Consider the following 16,805-nt stretch of genomic DNA (forward strand, 5'->3'; position numbering starts at 1 on the left):
CAAGATTTGTCTACTTTCCTTCCGAAGGTAGCGTTGCAGTTTCCAACCAAAATTCCTCAATCCCCCGGACAATTTTAAACAATTCACTGAGATTTCGCGATTTGGAGATATAGCAATTAACGTGCAAATCGTAACTTTTAGAAATATCCTCCTCATTGCGCGAAGTAGACAAGACGATTACGGGAATATGCTTAAGTGCAGGATCGGATTTAATTTCTGCTAACACTTCCCGTCCGTCTTTTTTCGGTAAATTTAGATCCAACAGGATGAGATCGGGAAGAGTTGCTTCCGCAAATTCCCCATCCTGTCGGAGGTAAGCCATTGCTTCCATGCCATCCCTAGCCACAATCACCTCACACTGAGCAGCAGTGCTTTTTAATGCTTCTTGGATCAGCCGGATATCACCGCGATTATCTTCGATCAAAAAGATTCTTTTGTAACCTGTTTCCGTTGGCATGGTTGCGTTCACGAAGGATTGCTTTAGCAGAGTCACGTCCTCCTACTGGAATTGTAAAGCAGAAGGTTGCGCCTTTGCCTAGTTCGGATTCGACCCAGATCCGTCCCCGATGGCATTCTACTATTTTTTTACAAATTGCTAATCCCATGCCGGAGCCGGGATATTCATCGCGAGTGTGCAAACGTTGGAAAATGACGAAGATGCGATCGCTAAATTGCGGATCGATGCCAATTCCATTATCTTTAACTCTAAACAACCATTCGTCTTCTTGGCGTTGCACCCCAATATGAATTTGTGGCGGTTCATCAATTTTTTGGAACTTAATCGCATTCCCAATTAAGTTTTGGAATAATTGCATTAATTGAGTTCCATCTGCCACAATTGTCGGCATCGGATCGAAAGTAATTGTCGCATTAGTTTCGCCAATTCTACCACGCAAATTACTTAATGCTCGATCCAAAGCAAATTCTAAATCAGTTAATTCCCATTCAATTCCTTTTAGATCGACTTTCGAGTAAGCTAACACATCATCAATCAGAGTTTGCATTAAGCTCACACCTTCCACAGCAAAGTCAATAAATTCTTTGCCATCTTGATCTAACTCTTCGTTATACCGCATTTCTAACAACTGCACGTAATTTGCCACTTGATTTAGTGGTTCTTGCAAGTCGTGAGAAGCGACATAAGCAAATTTCTTTAATTCCGCGTTGGAACGTTCCAAATCTTGTGCGAGTAAAGCTAATTCTTCCGCTTGTCTGAGTACAATATTGACGATCGCTTTTCGCAATTCCAGCGCCGCTTTCACTTCCACTTGTTTCCAAGGTAAAGATTTCAACCGCACCGTTTCTTTCCACAATTCAAAGGATTTCCGCGGACATAACCGCAAATTATTTTCGGTTTCTTTAACTTCGTAAGCGTTATTCGGATCTCCCCCCCAATTCACGGTTTGCAAAACTTCAGGACGGAACCATAAAACGTAACTTCGCTTAGAAATTGGAATCGCTAATAACCCGCTAGCAATATCTTTGAATCGTTCGGCATCCGAATAAATTAAAGGTAAAGAATCAGTATGAAAAACCTCTTCTTCTACGGTTTTTCCTAACCATTGCACCAAGTAATTTAACTCGATTTCCGGTGGCGTGCGTCCGATGGTTGTCCAATGTCCGTTAAAACAAATTGCCGCACCTTTAGCATCAGCTAAATCTAGCAAATTTGTGGGATGATTGACTAACCCAGAAATGAAGTTATCTGACTGGGACATATATTCAATCAACATTGATTGAACTTGCGCCAATTTCATCCGATAATTGTAATCTGCTTCTTCTTCACGGGTGGAAATTTCGGCAAAAATTACTCTACCCAAAAATTCGCAAGCTTTCCGCAATTCATAAGGAATATATTTCGGTGTGCGGTGGTGACAAGCAATCAATCCCCAGAGTTTCTGATCTTTCATTAAAGAGATGGTTAATGATGCGCCAACTCCCATATTATGCAGATATTCCAAATGACAAGAATAAGGACTGCGAAGAATGGAAAGCGTCAGATCGATCGGTTGATTGGTAATTGGGTTATTACTGGGATAAAGTTCTACTGGTTCAGCTTGGGAATTGGGAATTACCCGAATCCAGTTAGAGAGAAACATTTTTCTCGCTGGCTGGGGAATATCCGATTCTGGATAATGCAAGCCTAGATATGGCTCCATTTCCGCCAATTTTTCCTCAGCTACTACTTCCCCATGTCCGTCTTCGTCAAATTTGTAGAGCATCACGCGATCGAATCCCGTGACCTTCCGCACTTCCCGCACAATAATATGACAGAAATCTTGCAGATTTGAGGTGGCTTCCAACTGTCCAATAGAAGCCTTAGCCAGATGATAAAAACTCAAAAACGGAATATTTTCCTGAGTTAAAGCTGGCTCTAACTCTAACACCAAAAATCCATCAGCACTTCGATGAAATATCGCGTCAAAAACTAAGTAATCATCCCCTCTTCTTCTCACCCAAACCTTTGTCGGATTGACAACATCAAGGTTTTCTTGAGCTAATCCACCTTGAAACTGTTCCAGTTGGAAAGTATCTAAAATCTCTTCCAATTTCTTACCTAAAACCTGTTCCGCTGACATTCCAAATGCCGTCGAACAGTTAGTGCTAACTTGCAAAATTGTTAACTCAGGTTCTTGCAATACCAACAAGACTCCATGCGGTTGAATTTGAGTCAAAGTATGGATTTGCGGCTGCTTTAAACTGGTTAAATTAATCTCTTGTGTTTCTAAATTCATCGCTGACATAATTATCCTCCACAAACCAGAGTAGAAAATCTATTTCTGTACTAGCTTCAGCCGATCTTACAAATAATTACTCCTGTTGTGTAAAACTTATTCGATTGACAATAAAAATTGTGCGAATTCCCTAGTCCCTCTACCTAAATTCTACCTCTAGTCGCAGCATACCGCAGAAAATTCCCCTACGGCTAAATGCAATTCTTAAATAAAGTAGAAGTTTTCCCAATATATAGTTATTTAATTTTTAGCTGCTCAATTAATTCAAAATTTTATTTCTCCTCAGCAATTAGCAATCTTTTTTCAAGAAACAACTTAATTTTGTGAGTGCCTACTCTAATGGTAGCGTAACAATCCTTAACCAAAATTCTTCAATCCGCTTAACTGTGTGAGATAACTGCTGTAAATCATCAGATTTAATCACATAACAATTGCCTTGAAGTGCATAAGTACCCAAAATATCCTCTTCATTCTGAGAAATTGTTAACACAACAATAGGAATACGGTGTAGCTGGCGATCGGCTTTAATTTCTGCTAAGATTTCCTTGCCATCTTTTCCAGGTAAATGTAAATCTAGTATAATCAGGTCTGGTCGATGAGCATCGGAATATTCGCCGCGACGATGAAGAAAATTCATTGCTTGTGTACCATCTGCGATCGTCACAATTTGATACTGCGTTGAAGTTTCTGTCAGTGCATTGGCGATCAGGCTAGCATGATCGGGATTATCCTCCACAATCATAATTAACCGTTCTACTGGGGGTTTTTCCATATTAAAAAGCCGCAATTAACTATCCATAGTTTAAAAGTAATTTTATTGTATTTTTCGAGATATAATTTTGCTTGTTTAATTCCATAAACTCTTGCCCTACTAAAACCTGAGAAAAATGACGGATGACCGACAATTTGCCCCAGCAACTCAGCGCAACCGCGAACCGATTTTAGAAGTATTGCAGCGGATTTTACCCAGTAGTGGTACAATTTTAGAAATAGCAAGTGGTACTGGTGAGCACGCCGTCTTTTTTACGCCACGCCTTCCGGGACGGAAATGGTTGCCCACAGATATTCATTATCTATCACTAGCGAGTATTTCCGCTTGGTTAAAATACTCGCCATCAGATAATATTTATCCACCGATCTTATTAGATGTGTGCGAAAATATTTGGGCGATCGAACTAGAAAACCAATATCTTAACGAAATTACTGCCATAGTTAGTATTAACATGATTCATATTGCACCTTGGGCAGCTTGTTTAGGACTAATGGCAGGTGCAGGACGCATTCTTCCCGAAAATGGCATTCTTTATTTATACGGCCCTTTTAAACAAAATGGGCAACATACCGCACCAAGTAATGCTGCATTTGATGAAATGTTAAAAAGTCAAAATCCCGAATGGGGAGTAAGAGATTTAGAAGAAGTAATTGCCGTTGCCAAAATGCAAAATTTGCACTGGCGCGAAACCGTTTCTATGCCAGCAAATAATCTTTCTGTTGTCTTTGAAAAACTGGGATAAATTGTGAGTGATTTATCACCAGAAGAGATTTATGAGGAAGTTAGCGAAATTGTATCGCAGTTTCAAAATTTAGAGTGCGATATTTGTGCTAAAGCTGTAATGCAGTGGTTAAAAGAAAAGAGGTTAAAAGGAAAAATTATTAAGTTAAGAACGACAAAACGCAGAGACTTTTTCATTGTCAGCGATCGATTTAGTCCGAATGAGTCAATTACAAATAATGGAACTCATTGTGAATATATGTAATTAACAGGGAAAAGCTATGAGTGGAGTTTTTGAACTTTTAGAAAAGATTAGAACTAAACCGGGTATGTATATCGGTCGTTCTTCGGTAAGTGATTTGTTTATGTTCTTGGTGGGTTATGAATATGGGCGTGGTGAGTCGGGAGTTGACCCAACGGAAGAAGAAGATGATTTTTATGGCGAGTTTCAGCCTTGGTTGCAAAAAAAGTTTGGCATTAAAACTGTGAGTTCTTGGGCAAAAATTATTATGCTTTTCTGTCATGATGAAAAGGCAGGTTTTGAAAAGTTTTTTCAGCTATTGGATGAGTTTAAACAGCGAGATAACACTTTAGATGAAAATGGGGAAAAGGTGATGGAAACGGATTCGATAATTAATGAGAAAATAGCAGGGGGAATGGGGATAAACTAAAACGATGATATTAGGATTGGTTCCTAAAAACGTAATTAAGACTTACGCAAAGCGGATTCTCTTAAATTCCCCCCTTGGTAAGGGGGGGTAGGGGGGATCGGGTTTTTAGAAACAACCACCAAACTGTTACCGATACCCAGTGGATAAAAGTAATTGTCCACAGAGAACCAATCAAGTAATAGTTAATTGTACAAGCTAAACCCAAGAGAGTTAACAACAACAAAAATACGGGATTTGCAAAAGTCGATCGCCCAAACCATTTCGCCAAAATCAAATGAAATCCCACATAAATCCCTAACCCTAAAAATCCCCAACTCCACCAAATTAAAGGCGAAAACCAAGCTTTCGGATAAGGCAATAATAAAACACGAAAGATGTATTCTTGGACTAAAGCCGGAACAAATAACAGTTTGATTGTTGTGCCTAATTGTTGATACCAGGGAGTTGCTAAAGGTTGCCAGGAAAAGAAGTTTTTGGTGAAGCCGATGGGAATTGCGATCGCACCAAAACCCAACAAAATACCTAAAGTCTTCAGCCAATCTACCCAACTAGGAATTGTCACCCCGCCAAAAGTGCGAATTACCAAAAAGGAAAATAAGGGAATATTGGTAAAAGGAAGTTTCCAACCACCCAATAATAAAGTTGGTTCTAATGGTGCAACTTTTGGATCTTCACCTCCTATTTGATTAGGACGTAAAAACCATAATTGAGCATCATTATTCAGAAATAACATCGAAAATTCATCGTGCGCCTGACGGGGAAGGGCGGTTCTCCAACTAATTAATCCAGTGAGCAAATTTCTGGGTTTAAAATTATCAATACTAATAAAGTTTTTATCAGAATATACCCCAGTAAGTACGTTAGCATTCCATTGCCAATCCCAACGTACTACACCCATAGGCGTAAGTTGTTCTCCTAAATCTTTGGCTAAATTTACCAACTTCTCAAAACGTTTGGTGCTGGGATCGTTAGGATTATCCTTCATCCATTGCATAATTTCGGGGTTACTTCTGATTTTTTCTTGAAAGCGAGACAAGGTAAGAAATATTGCTTGCGCCGAATCTTGGACACAAGAAGTCGCCGAAGTAATGGTAGAATTTCCTGTACCATCACCGATGCGGTAACGTGCTCCAACTAAACTTAATTCTTCCAGTAGTTCATTCAGAAAAGAACGTTTTCTCCCGCCAAAATCGTATTCTTTGGTTAAGGTATCCAGCTTAACTAACACATCAGAAACCGGGCGAGTTCCCATGATTCCGCGGCGCATATTGCCCATATAATGTGCCCAAGTTTGACCGCCTGATAATGTACCATCTCCGGCGTTACCATAAACTTGTAAGTAATCAACTTTAAAAATTGGTTCATTGGTAAAAATGTCGCGCACGACTTCAGCTATACCAAAAGAAAAGTGTCCGGGGTAGGTTCCTAAAACGAATCTTTCGGCATTGGGATGTGTGCCACCTCTGCCGCCAAAAAGGTGTATTACTAAAGCTTGATCGCCAATTTTCCAATCATTATCTGTCTTGTTTGTTCTCCCTGTTAAAAGTGCAGTTTGAACTGTACCTTTTTGGTTTTCTACGTCTTGCCAATTTTGGAAATTAATATATTTTAAACCTTGATTAAAGCCGTTAATTTTTGCTTGGGGTTTGACTTGAATTAGCGATCGCGGTTGCATAGCTTGCACTGTAAAAACTCCCGCCCGATCTTTCGCGCCATAAATATACCATCCTGCTTTACCCGCTGGCGACTTATCAAGATCGCGAGTAGTCATGTTAAATATTCCTTTCCAATCTGGTGGTTGTTGAGGAATGCGAACAATTTCGATCGCACCATCAAATTTTCCGGTTTTAATATTGTAGTGTTGTACTTGCATTAAATCGCTAGCACAAGGAGGTTTTCCCGGACAAAGTTGCGGTAAATCTTGGGGTTTTCTTGCTACTAATCCCAAGAATTTAACTAATCCATAAAATCTACCAGTTTCTTGAAATGGTTCTCGATTAATCCGCAAAGTTGCAATTGAATTACTTTCATTTGTAGCTGGTTCGATAACAACTTTACCGGGCAAAATTACAGTAACATCATCTATAGGATGTGCCCCTGCTAATGATTGTAAGGGACCGACGCGATCGCGACCATTAAGCCGCATTGGGTGAATTATTCCGTTTTCATAAGACTGTTGCACAAAATCAGGAAACCGCGCATCACGAGAAGCTTTTTCTACGTAAGCTTTTACCTGTGGTTCTTTACTCCATGCCAACCGCACAGTCTTACCAATTAAATTTTTCTCGTTAGCGGGGGCTACTTCCACCTCAAACCATGCCCAATCAGTTTCTTGGTCTGTTTTGGCAAATTCTTGATATTGCTCTTTAGAGGGCAGAATTAGCCGTCCTACCCAATCACTTACAGGTCGAAAATTAGCGGGGACTTCTGCGGTAATTGGATAATAACTCGGTTGATTAAATGGGGCTTTAATTGTTGAAGAATATTGGGAGGGAGGCAAGTTTGCTGTTACTGCTGTCAGCAATGGTGAGTGTAGTAAAATTGTCAAAATTGCAGTGAATATTACTAGGATAATTCGCCTTTTCCCCATTCTCAACCAATCCTGCATTGCCATCTCCTCCACTTTTTTACTTTCTCAATTTTAAACTGATTCTATTAATTCAGAAACCGATTTTGCTGGTGTGAAAACTTTTTTCAGTAAAAAGATTACCACCATGATATTAAGTAAGAGAATCACTAAATGTTTCCCAGAAAAATGATGCCAACAATTAATAATTTCCGTAGGTAGTGGTAAGGAAACCATAATCAACATTAATATATTTGCCCATTTCTTGCCGTACCAAAACCCGATCGTCCCCACACCCATAACTATGGCATAAATCCCCGCAACTCGCGCAATCTTCCGCAAGCCATCAGCAGGAATATTCATTACAGTTTTGAGAAACCAATCACTTAAAGTAAACTCTCCATCAACTAGATAATCTTGAGCAATTATTGCTAGTCGATCGTAATTTTTCCAACTAAAAAATGACAGAATGCTAATCGTTGCCAGAATTAATACTATCAGACCTTTATAAGCAACAATTAACTTTGTACTTAAAGAGCGTTGAGTTTGAACTGCCATGAGATTTGTGATTTTTAATTTGTGATTATAGCTTAAAGTTCTATCCATAGATAGATCTAAGAGCAAAATTTTTCTGCTCTGCATGGCTTAACTTTGAATCTGGTGTTCTTGTCTAGCTTTGCTCAAACTGTGTTAGCGAAGATTTGTCATTATGTGAGAAAAAACAACTCTTTTTGAAATACTGTATATTCCTGCGAATTTCGGCAGATTGATGTCTAATTTTTTTCGCCTGATTCCTAATTGCTTGTGCGTGAATTCTCCTTTGATTCATTAATTCAGGCTCAGTCCAATAATTTCTTAGCACTTGCCTAGTTTCTCTATCCTGGTCAAAATCTTGCAGATTCATGCAATTTGGTTTTAAATCTTGACTATCTAATATTCCTTTTTTGGCAAAATTTGTTACTCTTTTTTCGCAGGTAACTAAGTCTCTATTTAAGCTCAATATTTCATTATTGCAAAATCTTATTTCTTCTTGCAATTCATTTAGATAATTTTCTCTTTCCTTAATTTCGTTATTTAAAGTTTGTTTGATTTCTTCAATTAATTCTAATTCCTCTTCTACCTGGATAATTAGCGATCGGGAAAATTCACCGATCTCATCAAACAAATTTTCTACACAGTCGAAAATTTTCAGTGCATAGTCAAGTAACATTTGGTGAATGCTCATAGCAGTCTTTTCTTTCAAAAAAAAAAAAAGAATTAACTTTATTATAAACGTAATTTCTTAACGTAGCAAAGTTACACTGTTCACAGTCATAGAGCGAGCTTTTTTCACTCGTAGGGGCGAAGCATGAAGAAAAGCTATGTTAGAAACAAGAAAACAACATTCCAATCCCGCAAAATGGGCTTCATTTATGTTATTTGGTACTCCTAGATAAGTTTTGCACAAAGTATTAGATAATGATAGCGTCGGACAAGTATCAAATTAAGCAAACGAGGCAAATATGGCACAAAAAATCATTTACGGAACCGTTAACGATGATGGCACAAAACAAGGCGGTGAAGGGTTTACCGTGGAATTAGTAGAAGCTGGATTGTATGCGATTACTTTTTCCGAAGCTTTTGCTACTTCTCCTTGTGTAGTTGCTACCCTGAAAGATTGGGGTGCTGATAATCAAATTGTGGTTAAAGATATTAACCCAGATAAATTTCAAGTTACGATTTGGGATTTAGAAGTTAAACAACCAGCTGGCGCAACTGGGGCAAAATTAGAGGTTAGCAAAGAAAAGTCAGCTTTTAATTTCATTGCGATCGGGGAAGGTTAATTGAAAGAGTAAGTATGGAATTGGCGATCGCACACCCTTATTTCACCCAATAAACATCTCCAAAAATTAAAATTGCATTACCAAAAAACCTTGTAGAGACGTTATATATAAAGTCTCTACAATATATACAACGTCTCTAGATCTTTTTTGGAGATGTCTAATGGGAAAATTCGGTGTGCGATCGAACCTCTTTTAGAATTAAATGTTAGAGATCTTCACATCACTTTGAGCAACATACCAAGCATTGCGATTTTGCGGACTAACTTCTGCACAAAGCACAACATAAAAATCGTTGCCCTTTTCTTCCGAAGACACTAGATAATACATTTGCTTGTTTTCTACTTTAAACCAAGCTGTACCATTGCCTTCGGAATCTTCTGCTTGCAAAACAGTTATTTCCCTCTCATCTATCTTAAATACTGCCCCCTCAGCATTAGAAACCACAATTTTTGTTTTGGCTTCCCAACGTTTTTTAAACTCGTCTTGCAACTCTTGAGGAACTTTTTCTTGGATAAAAGCTAGTGCATCTTCTTGATGATTATTTAGGGTTTTACTACCTTTATAGGAACCAGGTAAATTTTCCAAATATAGCGGTGAACTATCAGCATTGGATGACAGAACTCCCCCACGCCACATTTGATTAAATTGGGGAATAATGGTTTTATCTGCCAGATCCGTTTCAATATGTAATTGTAACCACTTTAAAGCTTGCCTTTGCACATCCTGTTTTTGCAAGTTACTGTATGTTGCAAAAGAATTGAACGCCTCTTTTAAGAAGCTGTTGGTAGATGTGGATTGATTAGCCATGATGAATTTTCCTTATTATTGGACTCGACTTCGACAATTCAACTCAGGCTAAGTACCTTTGCACCAGTGCTTCTTAAAATAAATAAATAGCACTGAAACTAATAGCAATTTAGCGGGAGTATCCCTACATTACAAATAGTTTATTGGCGAACTAACTCGGTTATCCGTAGTTCTATGACTTGATAATTTCTCAAAAATGAGCAAATGAAAACTTCTATAGCAAGCCTAAATCAATTATGAGGACTTCTTTGGTTTCTTTCCTTTGCGTTTGAGAACGCGATCGCCTCTTCTTGATTCCTCAAAAAAGATATCTTTGCAAATTAAATAGGTCTGCTAAAAGAGTGAATCTAGGATTTAATTTCAAGCCTCTTTAAAGCATTGCTCATTGTTGTATCTGACCAAATCAACGCTGAAGTCAGGTTTAAGTAAAGAATTTAATTGAATTATTTTTTCCCTGACTTTAGGGGATGTATTAATTAGCCCTACCACTTCACTATACTGTTGATTTCTCCAAGAGAGCGAAACTTTGCTTAATGTTAATATATGTTTACAATGTTTTGAAACATTGATATTGTCGGCTAAATTTCAATCTAAATCGAAGAAAAATGTTATTTTAATTCATCAAATCTCACAAATTTTCTGTACATAAAACCACAAAAAATCTAAAATAAATATTAACAAAAATTATCGGCAACCGGAAATTAAGGAAGCTCTAGAAAATCATGAATAATAACAAAAATAATTTATTAATTACATTAAATATTTATAAAACCGATCGCACATTTTTCTTTAAGTGAATGGGAAAATTGGATGTGCGATCGCTAATATATTATTCAGCAAACATTAACGGTTGACTACCATTCCCATTCAACTTGATCCCAATTTGTAGTGCTGACATCATCTAGCAAAATATCATCTTGTCGTTGAGCCATTGCTGCAAAAGCTTCATCCCATCCTACCCGTATTTTTGGCGCAGCACGCACAATTAAGCGATCGCCTTCCACCTCAATTTCTACTTCTCGATCGCTATCAATACAGCTTTGTTCTAACAAAACTTTGGGAATTCTAATACCTTGAGAATTACCAATTTTAATAATTCGAGTTCTAATTGCTGTACCCATAGTTAGGTTTCTTTTATAGTTTGGGTAATTACATTGTATTTACTAAAAAAGCGATCGTCAAGTAATTTAGTGATAATTAACTTGAAGCTTTTAATTTGTTGGCGATCGCTTTTTAAACCGTCTCACCTTTTGTTTGTGGCATTGTCTCAATTAACACTCGAAGCATTCTATTAACTGACTCCGGTGTAGTGAAAACTTCCGCTACATCTTCATCTAAAACCACAACAGTTAACTTCTTTTTTCCACTACGAGAAGCAAAGCGATTAGGTTTTGCTTTCTGATAGTCAAAGTCGTATTCAGGTAAAAGTTCGTTATCAGAATTTGGTGATTCCTCAGAAGGCATTTTATTCATAAATTTCACGTTTTCTTAATAGGTAAAGTTAGGCGACGAACAGAACCTTGAACTTCTAAACCAGCTTCAGGATAACGTCTGAGGAAATTTACTGCGTGTTCTACCTCTTCTAAATATTCCAGTCCTAATCCCTGTCTTTGTTCTTGGTAGTAGGTAGCTGCATCAACTAACTCTTGATTTGCTAATGGATGAAATACAACTGGTTTCATTACAAAGACTCGCGAAGTTTCTGAAACACTTGTTCCGCAGGAATACCAGTAATGCGATCTTCGTCCATTGCTCGATCGCGTAATTGAGCTTCTTGAATCCAAACATTTGCCACTTCTCGATCGATATCATCGTTTTGACCTAAATATGCAAGAAGTCTAGCTAGCAGTAATGCTTGAGAGTCTTTTGGTAGCGCCATAACTTCTGCTTCAAGCTGTTCGAGTCTCATGGTGATTTTAAACTCCTTAGTAACTATTATTAATTTACCTACTCTTTTATTTTCTATCTACTGTTTAAGCAGAGGGTATCCATTCTAGTGATAGTTTACGTTGCGATCGCACACAATCCTGTAGATAAAGATTAATCAAAGTTTGATAAGGAATACCAGTTTCTTCAGCAAGATTCCTAAAGTAATCAACTACATCTTCTTCCAGACGAATTGATACTTGCTTTTTGAGCTTTTTAGTATATGGGTTTTTTACAGATTGGGAGAAATCGTACTCTTCTTTCATGGGGAAAAATCAAGATATTGTTTACTTTCTTGCTTAGTTGCTTTACGCGCTGAAATGATGCGGATTATTTCATCATGTTCTTGATAGAGATGAGACACCACAAGGAGGCGGAATGAACTACTTAAACCAAGTAAAATATAACGATCCTCCTGCTGCGAATGTTCAGAGTCATTTTAGTCATAAAACAGTTTTAATCGACGGCTATGAGGCTTGCATAACTATTCCTACCAGCAATATGATGAGTACTCTGATGCCAAACTCCTATAATGAACAATAGCAGCGCTAACACCATAGAGAAAGTTATAAGCTTCTTTAAGCATCTCAGATAAGTGCCTGATATTTATATATTGTAAGCCAGCCAGGGGATTATTTCCCTCTTTGTCTTCAGGATATCGGAATGAGAATGATTGTCCATCAAGGGTGCTAAAATCATTAACTATATGCTCAATAAGACCTTCTTCTTGTGTTTTTTCTTCGTCCGGCCAAAGCTTTTCAATAACCTTCTTTACTAGCCCCCATAATATTTGCAAATCATGTGTTATGGGAAAGTCTTGTCCTTCATTTAATAACAACCATCCTTCACGAATAATTTCTTTAAAACGAAGTTCCAAATGCTGCCGATACAGAAAGACAATTGGATAAACAAGAGTATCTTGCCCTGTACCGTTTTCAATAACGTGCTTTACAAGAATATCTGCGCCATTGTAATACCCCTCAGCCATAACATCAAAGCCATGAAAGCAGTTGATACGGGCATTATTTATCCAATCAATATCTGAAATAAAAAGCCCTTTATAAGATTGGTTATTTTCAACCATTTCAATACTCCTTATCTATAAACCCACCCGAACTCTTTAGTTCAGGTGGGGCAATCTCTACACTATTGTAGCAGCTAAAAATTAACTCGATTTAACTGTCAACAATTCTTGCGGTAAACGCTTAAACGCCAAACGTTCATTTTCCACATCGACAAAGATGGTATCGCCATCAGTAAATTCACCGCGCAAAATTGCTTTGGCAATTTGAGTTTCTAACTCTCTTTGAATTGCTCTCTTTAACGGACGTGCGCCATAAACAGGATCGTATCCTACATCTGCTAAGAAATCTAATGCAGAATCGGAGAGTTTGAGAGACATTTTACGATCGCTCAACCGTCGCCCCAACCTTAACACTTGCAGCTGTACAATCTTCCGCAATTCTTGTTTATTCAAACCGTGGAAGATGATCATTTCATCAATACGGTTGAGGAATTCTGGACGGAAACTATTTCGCATTGCTTCCATGACTCTTCCCCGCATTTCATCATAACGGGAATCATCACCAGCAACATCTAAAATGTACTGCGAACCGATATTACTCGTCATGATAATTACAGTATTCTTGAAGTCTACTGTATGACCTTGAGCATCAGTAACTCGTCCATCATCCAAAATTTGCAACATTACATTGAACACATCTGGATGAGCTTTTTCGATTTCATCAAACAAGATTACTGCATAAGGACGGCGACGAATTGCTTCCGTTAATTGTCCACCTTCGTCATATCCAACATACCCTGGAGGTGCACCAATTAAACGGGAAACGGCGTGTTTTTCCATGTATTCAGACATATCAATTCGCACCAAAGCTTCTTCAGTATCGAATAAATATGCTGCTAAAGCTTTCGCTAATTCGGTTTTTCCAACGCCAGTGGGACCGAGGAAAATAAAGCTTGCAGTAGGACGATTTGGATCTGCTAAACCTGCGCGAGAACGGAGAATTGCATCAGCAACAGCTGTTACTGCTTCATCTTGTCCAACTACTCGTTTGTGCAATTCATCTTCCAAATGCAGCAGTTTTTCCATTTCAGATTCCACTAGTTTACTGATAGGAATTCCTGTCCATTTGGAAATAATTTCGGCGATATCTGATTCGGTTACTTCTTCTCGCAAAAGTGATTTACCACTCTTTTGAGTTTGTGCAAGTCTGGTTTCTGCTGCTTCCAATTTGTGTTGCAGTTCGATTAGTTTACCGTATTTCAATTCAGCGGCGCGGTTTAAATCGTAATTCCGTTCTGCTTGTTGAACTTCTAAGTTAACTTTATCGATCGCTTCCTTAATCCCCTGAATCTCAACAATAACATCTTTCTCAGATTGCCATTGAGCATTTAACGTGCTTTGTTCTTCTTTGAGATCAGCAAGTTCTTTTTCTAATCTTTCCAACCTTTCTTTAGAAGCTGCATTGCTTTCTTTTTGCAATGACAATCTTTCCATTTCTAGTTGTAAGATTTTGCGATCGACTTCATCAAGTTCTTCCGGTTTGGAAGTAATTTCCATCTTCAACCTTGCAGCAGCTTCATCTACTAAGTCGATCGCCTTATCGGGTAAAAAGCGATCGCTAATATACCGAGTAGAAAGTGTCGCCGCAGCAACTAAAGCACTATCAGAAATTTTTACCCCGTGATGAACTTCGTAACGTTCCTTCAAACCTCGGAGAATAGAAACAGTATCTTCAACACTCGGTTGATCGACATAAACTTGTTGAAAACGTCTTTCTAACGCCGCATCTTTTTCGATATATTTACGATATTCATCCAAAGTTGTTGCACCGATACAACGCAACTCACCTCTTGCTAACATTGGTTTCAGCAAGTTACCTGCATCCATTGCACCTTGAGTCGCACCCGCACCAACAACGGTGTGAATTTCGTCAATAAACAGAATAATATTACCTTGAGAATCGGTAACTTCTTTTAATACTGCTTTCAGACGTTCTTCAAATTCACCCCGATATTTAGCACCAGCAATTAATGCTCCCATATCTAGGGCAATTAATTTCCGATCTTTCAAAGATTGGGGAACATCTCCGCTGACAATTCTTTGCGCTAAACCTTCCACAATTGCGGTTTTTCCTACTCCCGGTTCGCCAATTAAAACTGGGTTATTTTTAGTACGACGGGAAAGGATTTGAATTGTCCGGCGAATTTCATCATCGCGCCCAATTACTGGGTCTAGTTTACCAATTTTTGCCAGGTCTGTGAGGTCACGACCGTATTTTTCTAATGATTGATATTTTCCTTCTGGGTTTTGATCCGTCACTTTTTGACTGCCTCGGACTTGTGCGATCGTATTTCTTAGTTTAGCTTCATCTAGTTTAAATTCTTGGAATAACGCTTTGCCAAAACGATCGTCCTGTGCAAAAGCTAAGAACAAATGTTCGATCGAAATGAATTCATCTTGAAAATCTTTCCGATAATTATCCGCTCTATCTAACAGAGTATCAACACTGCGACTCCAATAAACCGAACTACCACCAGAAACTTTCGGTTGGCGACGAATGAAATCATCAGTGTAATCGCGAACTCGCTGTACATTTATTCCAGCTTTATTCAAAATACTAGAAACTAAACCTTCTTGTTCCAGCAGCGATTTCATCAAATGTTCGCTTTCAATATACTGCTGCCCAGTTGTTTTTACAATATCTGGGGTACGCGCTAACGCTTCCCAAGCTTTTTCTGTAAATTGATTAGGATTATTTGGTTGCATTTTTCCCTATTCCCCTATTTAGCTATACTTACTTTTTCTTCTACAGTTTATTGTAGAAAAGTTGTAGGGTGCGTCAGACCAGAAATCTGATAGACTGCATCAGGGTTTGAGCATCTGACGCACCCTACTAATTACTACTAATTACTTTTTCGTCTACAGTTATTGTAGAAAAGTTGATACATCTAGTAGGATCGGTGTTCACACCTTTTTTTATCGGTATTGCCGTAGAAAAATTATACCTCTGGATCGATGCCTAACTCTCTTAATTTTGCAGCTAAACGTTCTGCTCTTAGCCGTTCTCTTTCTGCACGTTCCGCACCTGTTAACAACAATTTTCCATCTAAATCCCACCAGCGCAACCAAGGCAACTCCATATTTTGATATTGTCCTTGCCAAATACCCAACTCAACTCCTAAAGGTGCAATTGGATAATGTCCCCGTTCATTGACACTGAGTAATTCAAAGCGATTTTCGATGAAATGATAAACTTCAACACTCGCTTTTCTTACTTCGTAAATTCCATAAAATGCCGGACGAATTGTTTGTTCGTAAACCCAAAATTTGCCATTTATCGGTGTTCTATCTCTTTCTTCTGCGCCATCGCCAGAAACAAATTCTAAAACAATCAAAGGCGGGAGAAATTCTTGCCACATCACATAAGAACGGCGCGTTTCACCATTAAGCATTGGTGGTACATTTGGCACATAAAACCAATCAGGTGCTTCTGCACCTCTTTCTGGTGGCTCAGTCATCCGCCAATATATGCCACAATCTTGACCAATGCAGTATTGTCGATCAGGATGAATTGCTTGCAAAATTGGTTCAATTGAATCAGTTAATAGTATACTTTGAGGATGTTCTTGAAAACTTTTCACGAAAGTACCATTTGATTCTGGTAATTGGGTACGATCGGGCCAATTACTAACTACTTTTGAAGTAAAAGCTGAAGCCATTTGATTTTAGAATTGGGATTTTATTAATTAGAAATTATATCA

19 protein-coding genes and 1 pseudogene are annotated in these 16,805 nt (G+C 38.3%); 4 read left to right on the plus strand and 16 right to left on the minus strand.

The genetic code is table 11. The annotated features are described in order from the left end of the window. Positions 1-10: 10 nt before the first annotated feature. The 3 genes from ACE1B6_RS21725 to ACE1B6_RS21735 all read right to left on the minus strand — a co-directional run bounded on the left by ACE1B6_RS21725 (position 11) and on the right by ACE1B6_RS21735 (position 3,507). Complete coding sequence (locus ACE1B6_RS21725) at positions 11-457, minus strand: response regulator (protein ID WP_413259361.1); 447 nt, start codon at positions 455-457, stop codon at positions 11-13. Further along, positions 411-2,744 (minus strand): ATP-binding protein, encoded by a 2,334-nt coding sequence (locus ACE1B6_RS21730; protein ID WP_413259362.1) that lies wholly within the window; start codon positions 2,742-2,744, stop codon positions 411-413. Before ACE1B6_RS21730 ends, ACE1B6_RS21725 begins: the two co-directional genes overlap by 47 nt. A gap of 322 nt (positions 2,745-3,066) precedes the next feature. After that, positions 3,067-3,507 carry a response regulator gene (locus ACE1B6_RS21735; protein ID WP_413259363.1) on the minus strand — a complete coding sequence of 147 codons (441 nt, stop codon included), beginning with the start codon at positions 3,505-3,507 and terminating at the stop codon, positions 3,067-3,069. 106 nt (positions 3,508-3,613) lie between these two features. Here ACE1B6_RS21735 and ACE1B6_RS21740 point away from each other — a divergent pair, with 106 nt between their 5' ends. Genes ACE1B6_RS21740 through ACE1B6_RS21750 form a run of 3 tightly spaced genes read left to right on the plus strand, consistent with a single transcriptional unit; the run spans position 3,614 to position 4,898 of the window. Continuing rightward, positions 3,614-4,249, plus strand: coding sequence for a DUF938 domain-containing protein (locus ACE1B6_RS21740; RefSeq protein ID WP_459563082.1), 636 nt, complete (start codon positions 3,614-3,616; stop codon positions 4,247-4,249). Positions 4,250-4,252: 3 nt separating this feature from the next. Next, complete coding sequence (locus ACE1B6_RS21745; protein ID WP_413259365.1) at positions 4,253-4,492, plus strand: papain fold toxin domain-containing protein; 240 nt, start codon at positions 4,253-4,255, stop codon at positions 4,490-4,492. A 16-nt stretch (positions 4,493-4,508) separates the two neighbouring features. Next, positions 4,509-4,898, plus strand: a complete 390-nt coding sequence (locus ACE1B6_RS21750) for a hypothetical protein (RefSeq protein WP_413259366.1) — start codon at positions 4,509-4,511, stop codon at positions 4,896-4,898. Positions 4,899-4,959: 61 nt separating this feature from the next. Here ACE1B6_RS21750 and ACE1B6_RS21755 read toward each other — a convergent pair whose 3' ends face one another. The 3 genes from ACE1B6_RS21755 to ACE1B6_RS21765 all read right to left on the minus strand — a co-directional run bounded on the left by ACE1B6_RS21755 (position 4,960) and on the right by ACE1B6_RS21765 (position 8,689). After that, positions 4,960-7,506, minus strand: coding sequence for an abortive infection protein (locus ACE1B6_RS21755; protein ID WP_413259367.1), 2,547 nt, complete (start codon positions 7,504-7,506; stop codon positions 4,960-4,962). 33 nt (positions 7,507-7,539) lie between these two features. Continuing rightward, the gene (locus tag ACE1B6_RS21760; protein ID WP_413259368.1) at positions 7,540-8,022 is read right to left on the minus strand and encodes a DUF2127 domain-containing protein; all 483 of its coding nucleotides are present in this window, start codon (positions 8,020-8,022) and stop codon (positions 7,540-7,542) included. A gap of 112 nt (positions 8,023-8,134) precedes the next feature. Continuing rightward, on the minus strand, positions 8,135-8,689 hold the full coding sequence (locus ACE1B6_RS21765; protein WP_413259369.1) for a hypothetical protein: 555 nt from the start codon (positions 8,687-8,689) through the stop codon (positions 8,135-8,137). 277 nt (positions 8,690-8,966) lie between these two features. Here ACE1B6_RS21765 and ACE1B6_RS21770 point away from each other — a divergent pair, with 277 nt between their 5' ends. Beyond that, on the plus strand, positions 8,967-9,287 hold the full coding sequence (locus ACE1B6_RS21770) for an H-type lectin domain-containing protein (protein WP_413259370.1): 321 nt from the start codon (positions 8,967-8,969) through the stop codon (positions 9,285-9,287). Between the two features lie 198 nt (positions 9,288-9,485). Here the strand turns inward: ACE1B6_RS21770 and ACE1B6_RS21775 are convergent, their stop codons facing one another. The 10 genes and pseudogenes from ACE1B6_RS21775 to ACE1B6_RS21820 form a co-directional block, all read right to left on the minus strand. Beyond that, on the minus strand, positions 9,486-10,094 hold the full coding sequence (locus ACE1B6_RS21775) for a hypothetical protein (RefSeq protein ID WP_413259371.1): 609 nt from the start codon (positions 10,092-10,094) through the stop codon (positions 9,486-9,488). 854 nt (positions 10,095-10,948) lie between these two features. After that, positions 10,949-11,215, minus strand: coding sequence for an AbrB/MazE/SpoVT family DNA-binding domain-containing protein (locus ACE1B6_RS21780; protein WP_413259372.1), 267 nt, complete (start codon positions 11,213-11,215; stop codon positions 10,949-10,951). A 112-nt stretch (positions 11,216-11,327) separates the two neighbouring features. Further along, the gene (locus tag ACE1B6_RS21785) at positions 11,328-11,567 is read right to left on the minus strand and encodes a hypothetical protein (protein ID WP_413259373.1); all 240 of its coding nucleotides are present in this window, start codon (positions 11,565-11,567) and stop codon (positions 11,328-11,330) included. A gap of 5 nt (positions 11,568-11,572) precedes the next feature. After that, positions 11,573-11,776, minus strand: coding sequence for a type II toxin-antitoxin system RelE/ParE family toxin (locus ACE1B6_RS21790; RefSeq protein WP_413259374.1), 204 nt, complete (start codon positions 11,774-11,776; stop codon positions 11,573-11,575). After that, the gene (locus tag ACE1B6_RS21795) at positions 11,776-12,003 is read right to left on the minus strand and encodes an addiction module protein (protein WP_413259375.1); all 228 of its coding nucleotides are present in this window, start codon (positions 12,001-12,003) and stop codon (positions 11,776-11,778) included. The genes ACE1B6_RS21790 and ACE1B6_RS21795 overlap by 1 nt, the downstream gene beginning before the upstream one ends. Positions 12,004-12,067: 64 nt before the next feature. Then, positions 12,068-12,286 carry a BrnA antitoxin family protein gene (locus ACE1B6_RS21800; protein ID WP_413259376.1) on the minus strand — a complete coding sequence of 73 codons (219 nt, stop codon included), beginning with the start codon at positions 12,284-12,286 and terminating at the stop codon, positions 12,068-12,070. Then, a pseudogene (locus ACE1B6_RS21805) lies at positions 12,283-12,441 on the minus strand (BrnT family toxin); the annotation flags it as partial. The gene ACE1B6_RS21800 and the pseudogene ACE1B6_RS21805, both read right to left, overlap by 4 nt. Before the next feature lie 69 nt (positions 12,442-12,510). After that, positions 12,511-13,104, minus strand: coding sequence for a hypothetical protein (locus tag ACE1B6_RS21810; RefSeq protein WP_413259377.1), 594 nt, complete (start codon positions 13,102-13,104; stop codon positions 12,511-12,513). An 81-nt stretch (positions 13,105-13,185) separates the two neighbouring features. Then, positions 13,186-15,810: an ATP-dependent chaperone ClpB gene (gene clpB / locus ACE1B6_RS21815; RefSeq protein ID WP_413259378.1), complete on the minus strand. Its 2,625-nt coding sequence runs from the start codon at positions 15,808-15,810 to the stop codon at positions 13,186-13,188. Between the two features lie 233 nt (positions 15,811-16,043). After that, the gene (locus ACE1B6_RS21820; protein WP_413259379.1) at positions 16,044-16,763 is read right to left on the minus strand and encodes a Uma2 family endonuclease; all 720 of its coding nucleotides are present in this window, start codon (positions 16,761-16,763) and stop codon (positions 16,044-16,046) included. Positions 16,764-16,805: the final 42 nt, after the last annotated feature.

The organism is Floridaenema fluviatile BLCC-F154 (assembly GCF_041929135.1).
GTDB classification, from domain to species: domain Bacteria; phylum Cyanobacteriota; class Cyanobacteriia; order Cyanobacteriales; family Aerosakkonemataceae; genus Floridanema; species Floridanema fluviatile.

Bases quoted from the DNA above. Each gene is read 5' to 3' on its own strand.
- ACE1B6_RS21785 (WP_413259373.1), bottom strand. From the start codon at position 11,567: ATGAATAAAATGCCTTCTGAGGAATCACCAAATTCTGATAACGAACTT.
- ACE1B6_RS21790 (WP_413259374.1), bottom strand. From the start codon at position 11,776: ATGAAACCAGTTGTATTTCATCCATTAGCAAATCAAGAGTTAGTTGAT.
- ACE1B6_RS21800 (WP_413259376.1), bottom strand. From the start codon at position 12,286: ATGAAAGAAGAGTACGATTTCTCCCAATCTGTAAAAAACCCATATACT.
- ACE1B6_RS21820 (WP_413259379.1), bottom strand. From the start codon at position 16,763: ATGGCTTCAGCTTTTACTTCAAAAGTAGTTAGTAATTGGCCCGATCGT.
- ACE1B6_RS21750 (WP_413259366.1), top strand. From the start codon at position 4,509: ATGAGTGGAGTTTTTGAACTTTTAGAAAAGATTAGAACTAAACCGGGT.
- ACE1B6_RS21760 (WP_413259368.1), bottom strand. From the start codon at position 8,022: ATGGCAGTTCAAACTCAACGCTCTTTAAGTACAAAGTTAATTGTTGCT.
- ACE1B6_RS21770 (WP_413259370.1), top strand. From the start codon at position 8,967: ATGGCACAAAAAATCATTTACGGAACCGTTAACGATGATGGCACAAAA.
- ACE1B6_RS21755 (WP_413259367.1), bottom strand. From the start codon at position 7,506: ATGCAGGATTGGTTGAGAATGGGGAAAAGGCGAATTATCCTAGTAATA.
- clpB (WP_413259378.1), bottom strand. From the start codon at position 15,810: ATGCAACCAAATAATCCTAATCAATTTACAGAAAAAGCTTGGGAAGCG.
- ACE1B6_RS21810 (WP_413259377.1), bottom strand. From the start codon at position 13,104: ATGGTTGAAAATAACCAATCTTATAAAGGGCTTTTTATTTCAGATATT.
- ACE1B6_RS21765 (WP_413259369.1), bottom strand. From the start codon at position 8,689: ATGAGCATTCACCAAATGTTACTTGACTATGCACTGAAAATTTTCGAC.
- ACE1B6_RS21775 (WP_413259371.1), bottom strand. From the start codon at position 10,094: ATGGCTAATCAATCCACATCTACCAACAGCTTCTTAAAAGAGGCGTTC.
- ACE1B6_RS21730 (WP_413259362.1), bottom strand. From the start codon at position 2,744: ATGTCAGCGATGAATTTAGAAACACAAGAGATTAATTTAACCAGTTTA.
- ACE1B6_RS21725 (WP_413259361.1), bottom strand. From the start codon at position 457: ATGCCAACGGAAACAGGTTACAAAAGAATCTTTTTGATCGAAGATAAT.
- ACE1B6_RS21735 (WP_413259363.1), bottom strand. From the start codon at position 3,507: ATGGAAAAACCCCCAGTAGAACGGTTAATTATGATTGTGGAGGATAAT.
- ACE1B6_RS21780 (WP_413259372.1), bottom strand. From the start codon at position 11,215: ATGGGTACAGCAATTAGAACTCGAATTATTAAAATTGGTAATTCTCAA.
- ACE1B6_RS21795 (WP_413259375.1), bottom strand. From the start codon at position 12,003: ATGAGACTCGAACAGCTTGAAGCAGAAGTTATGGCGCTACCAAAAGAC.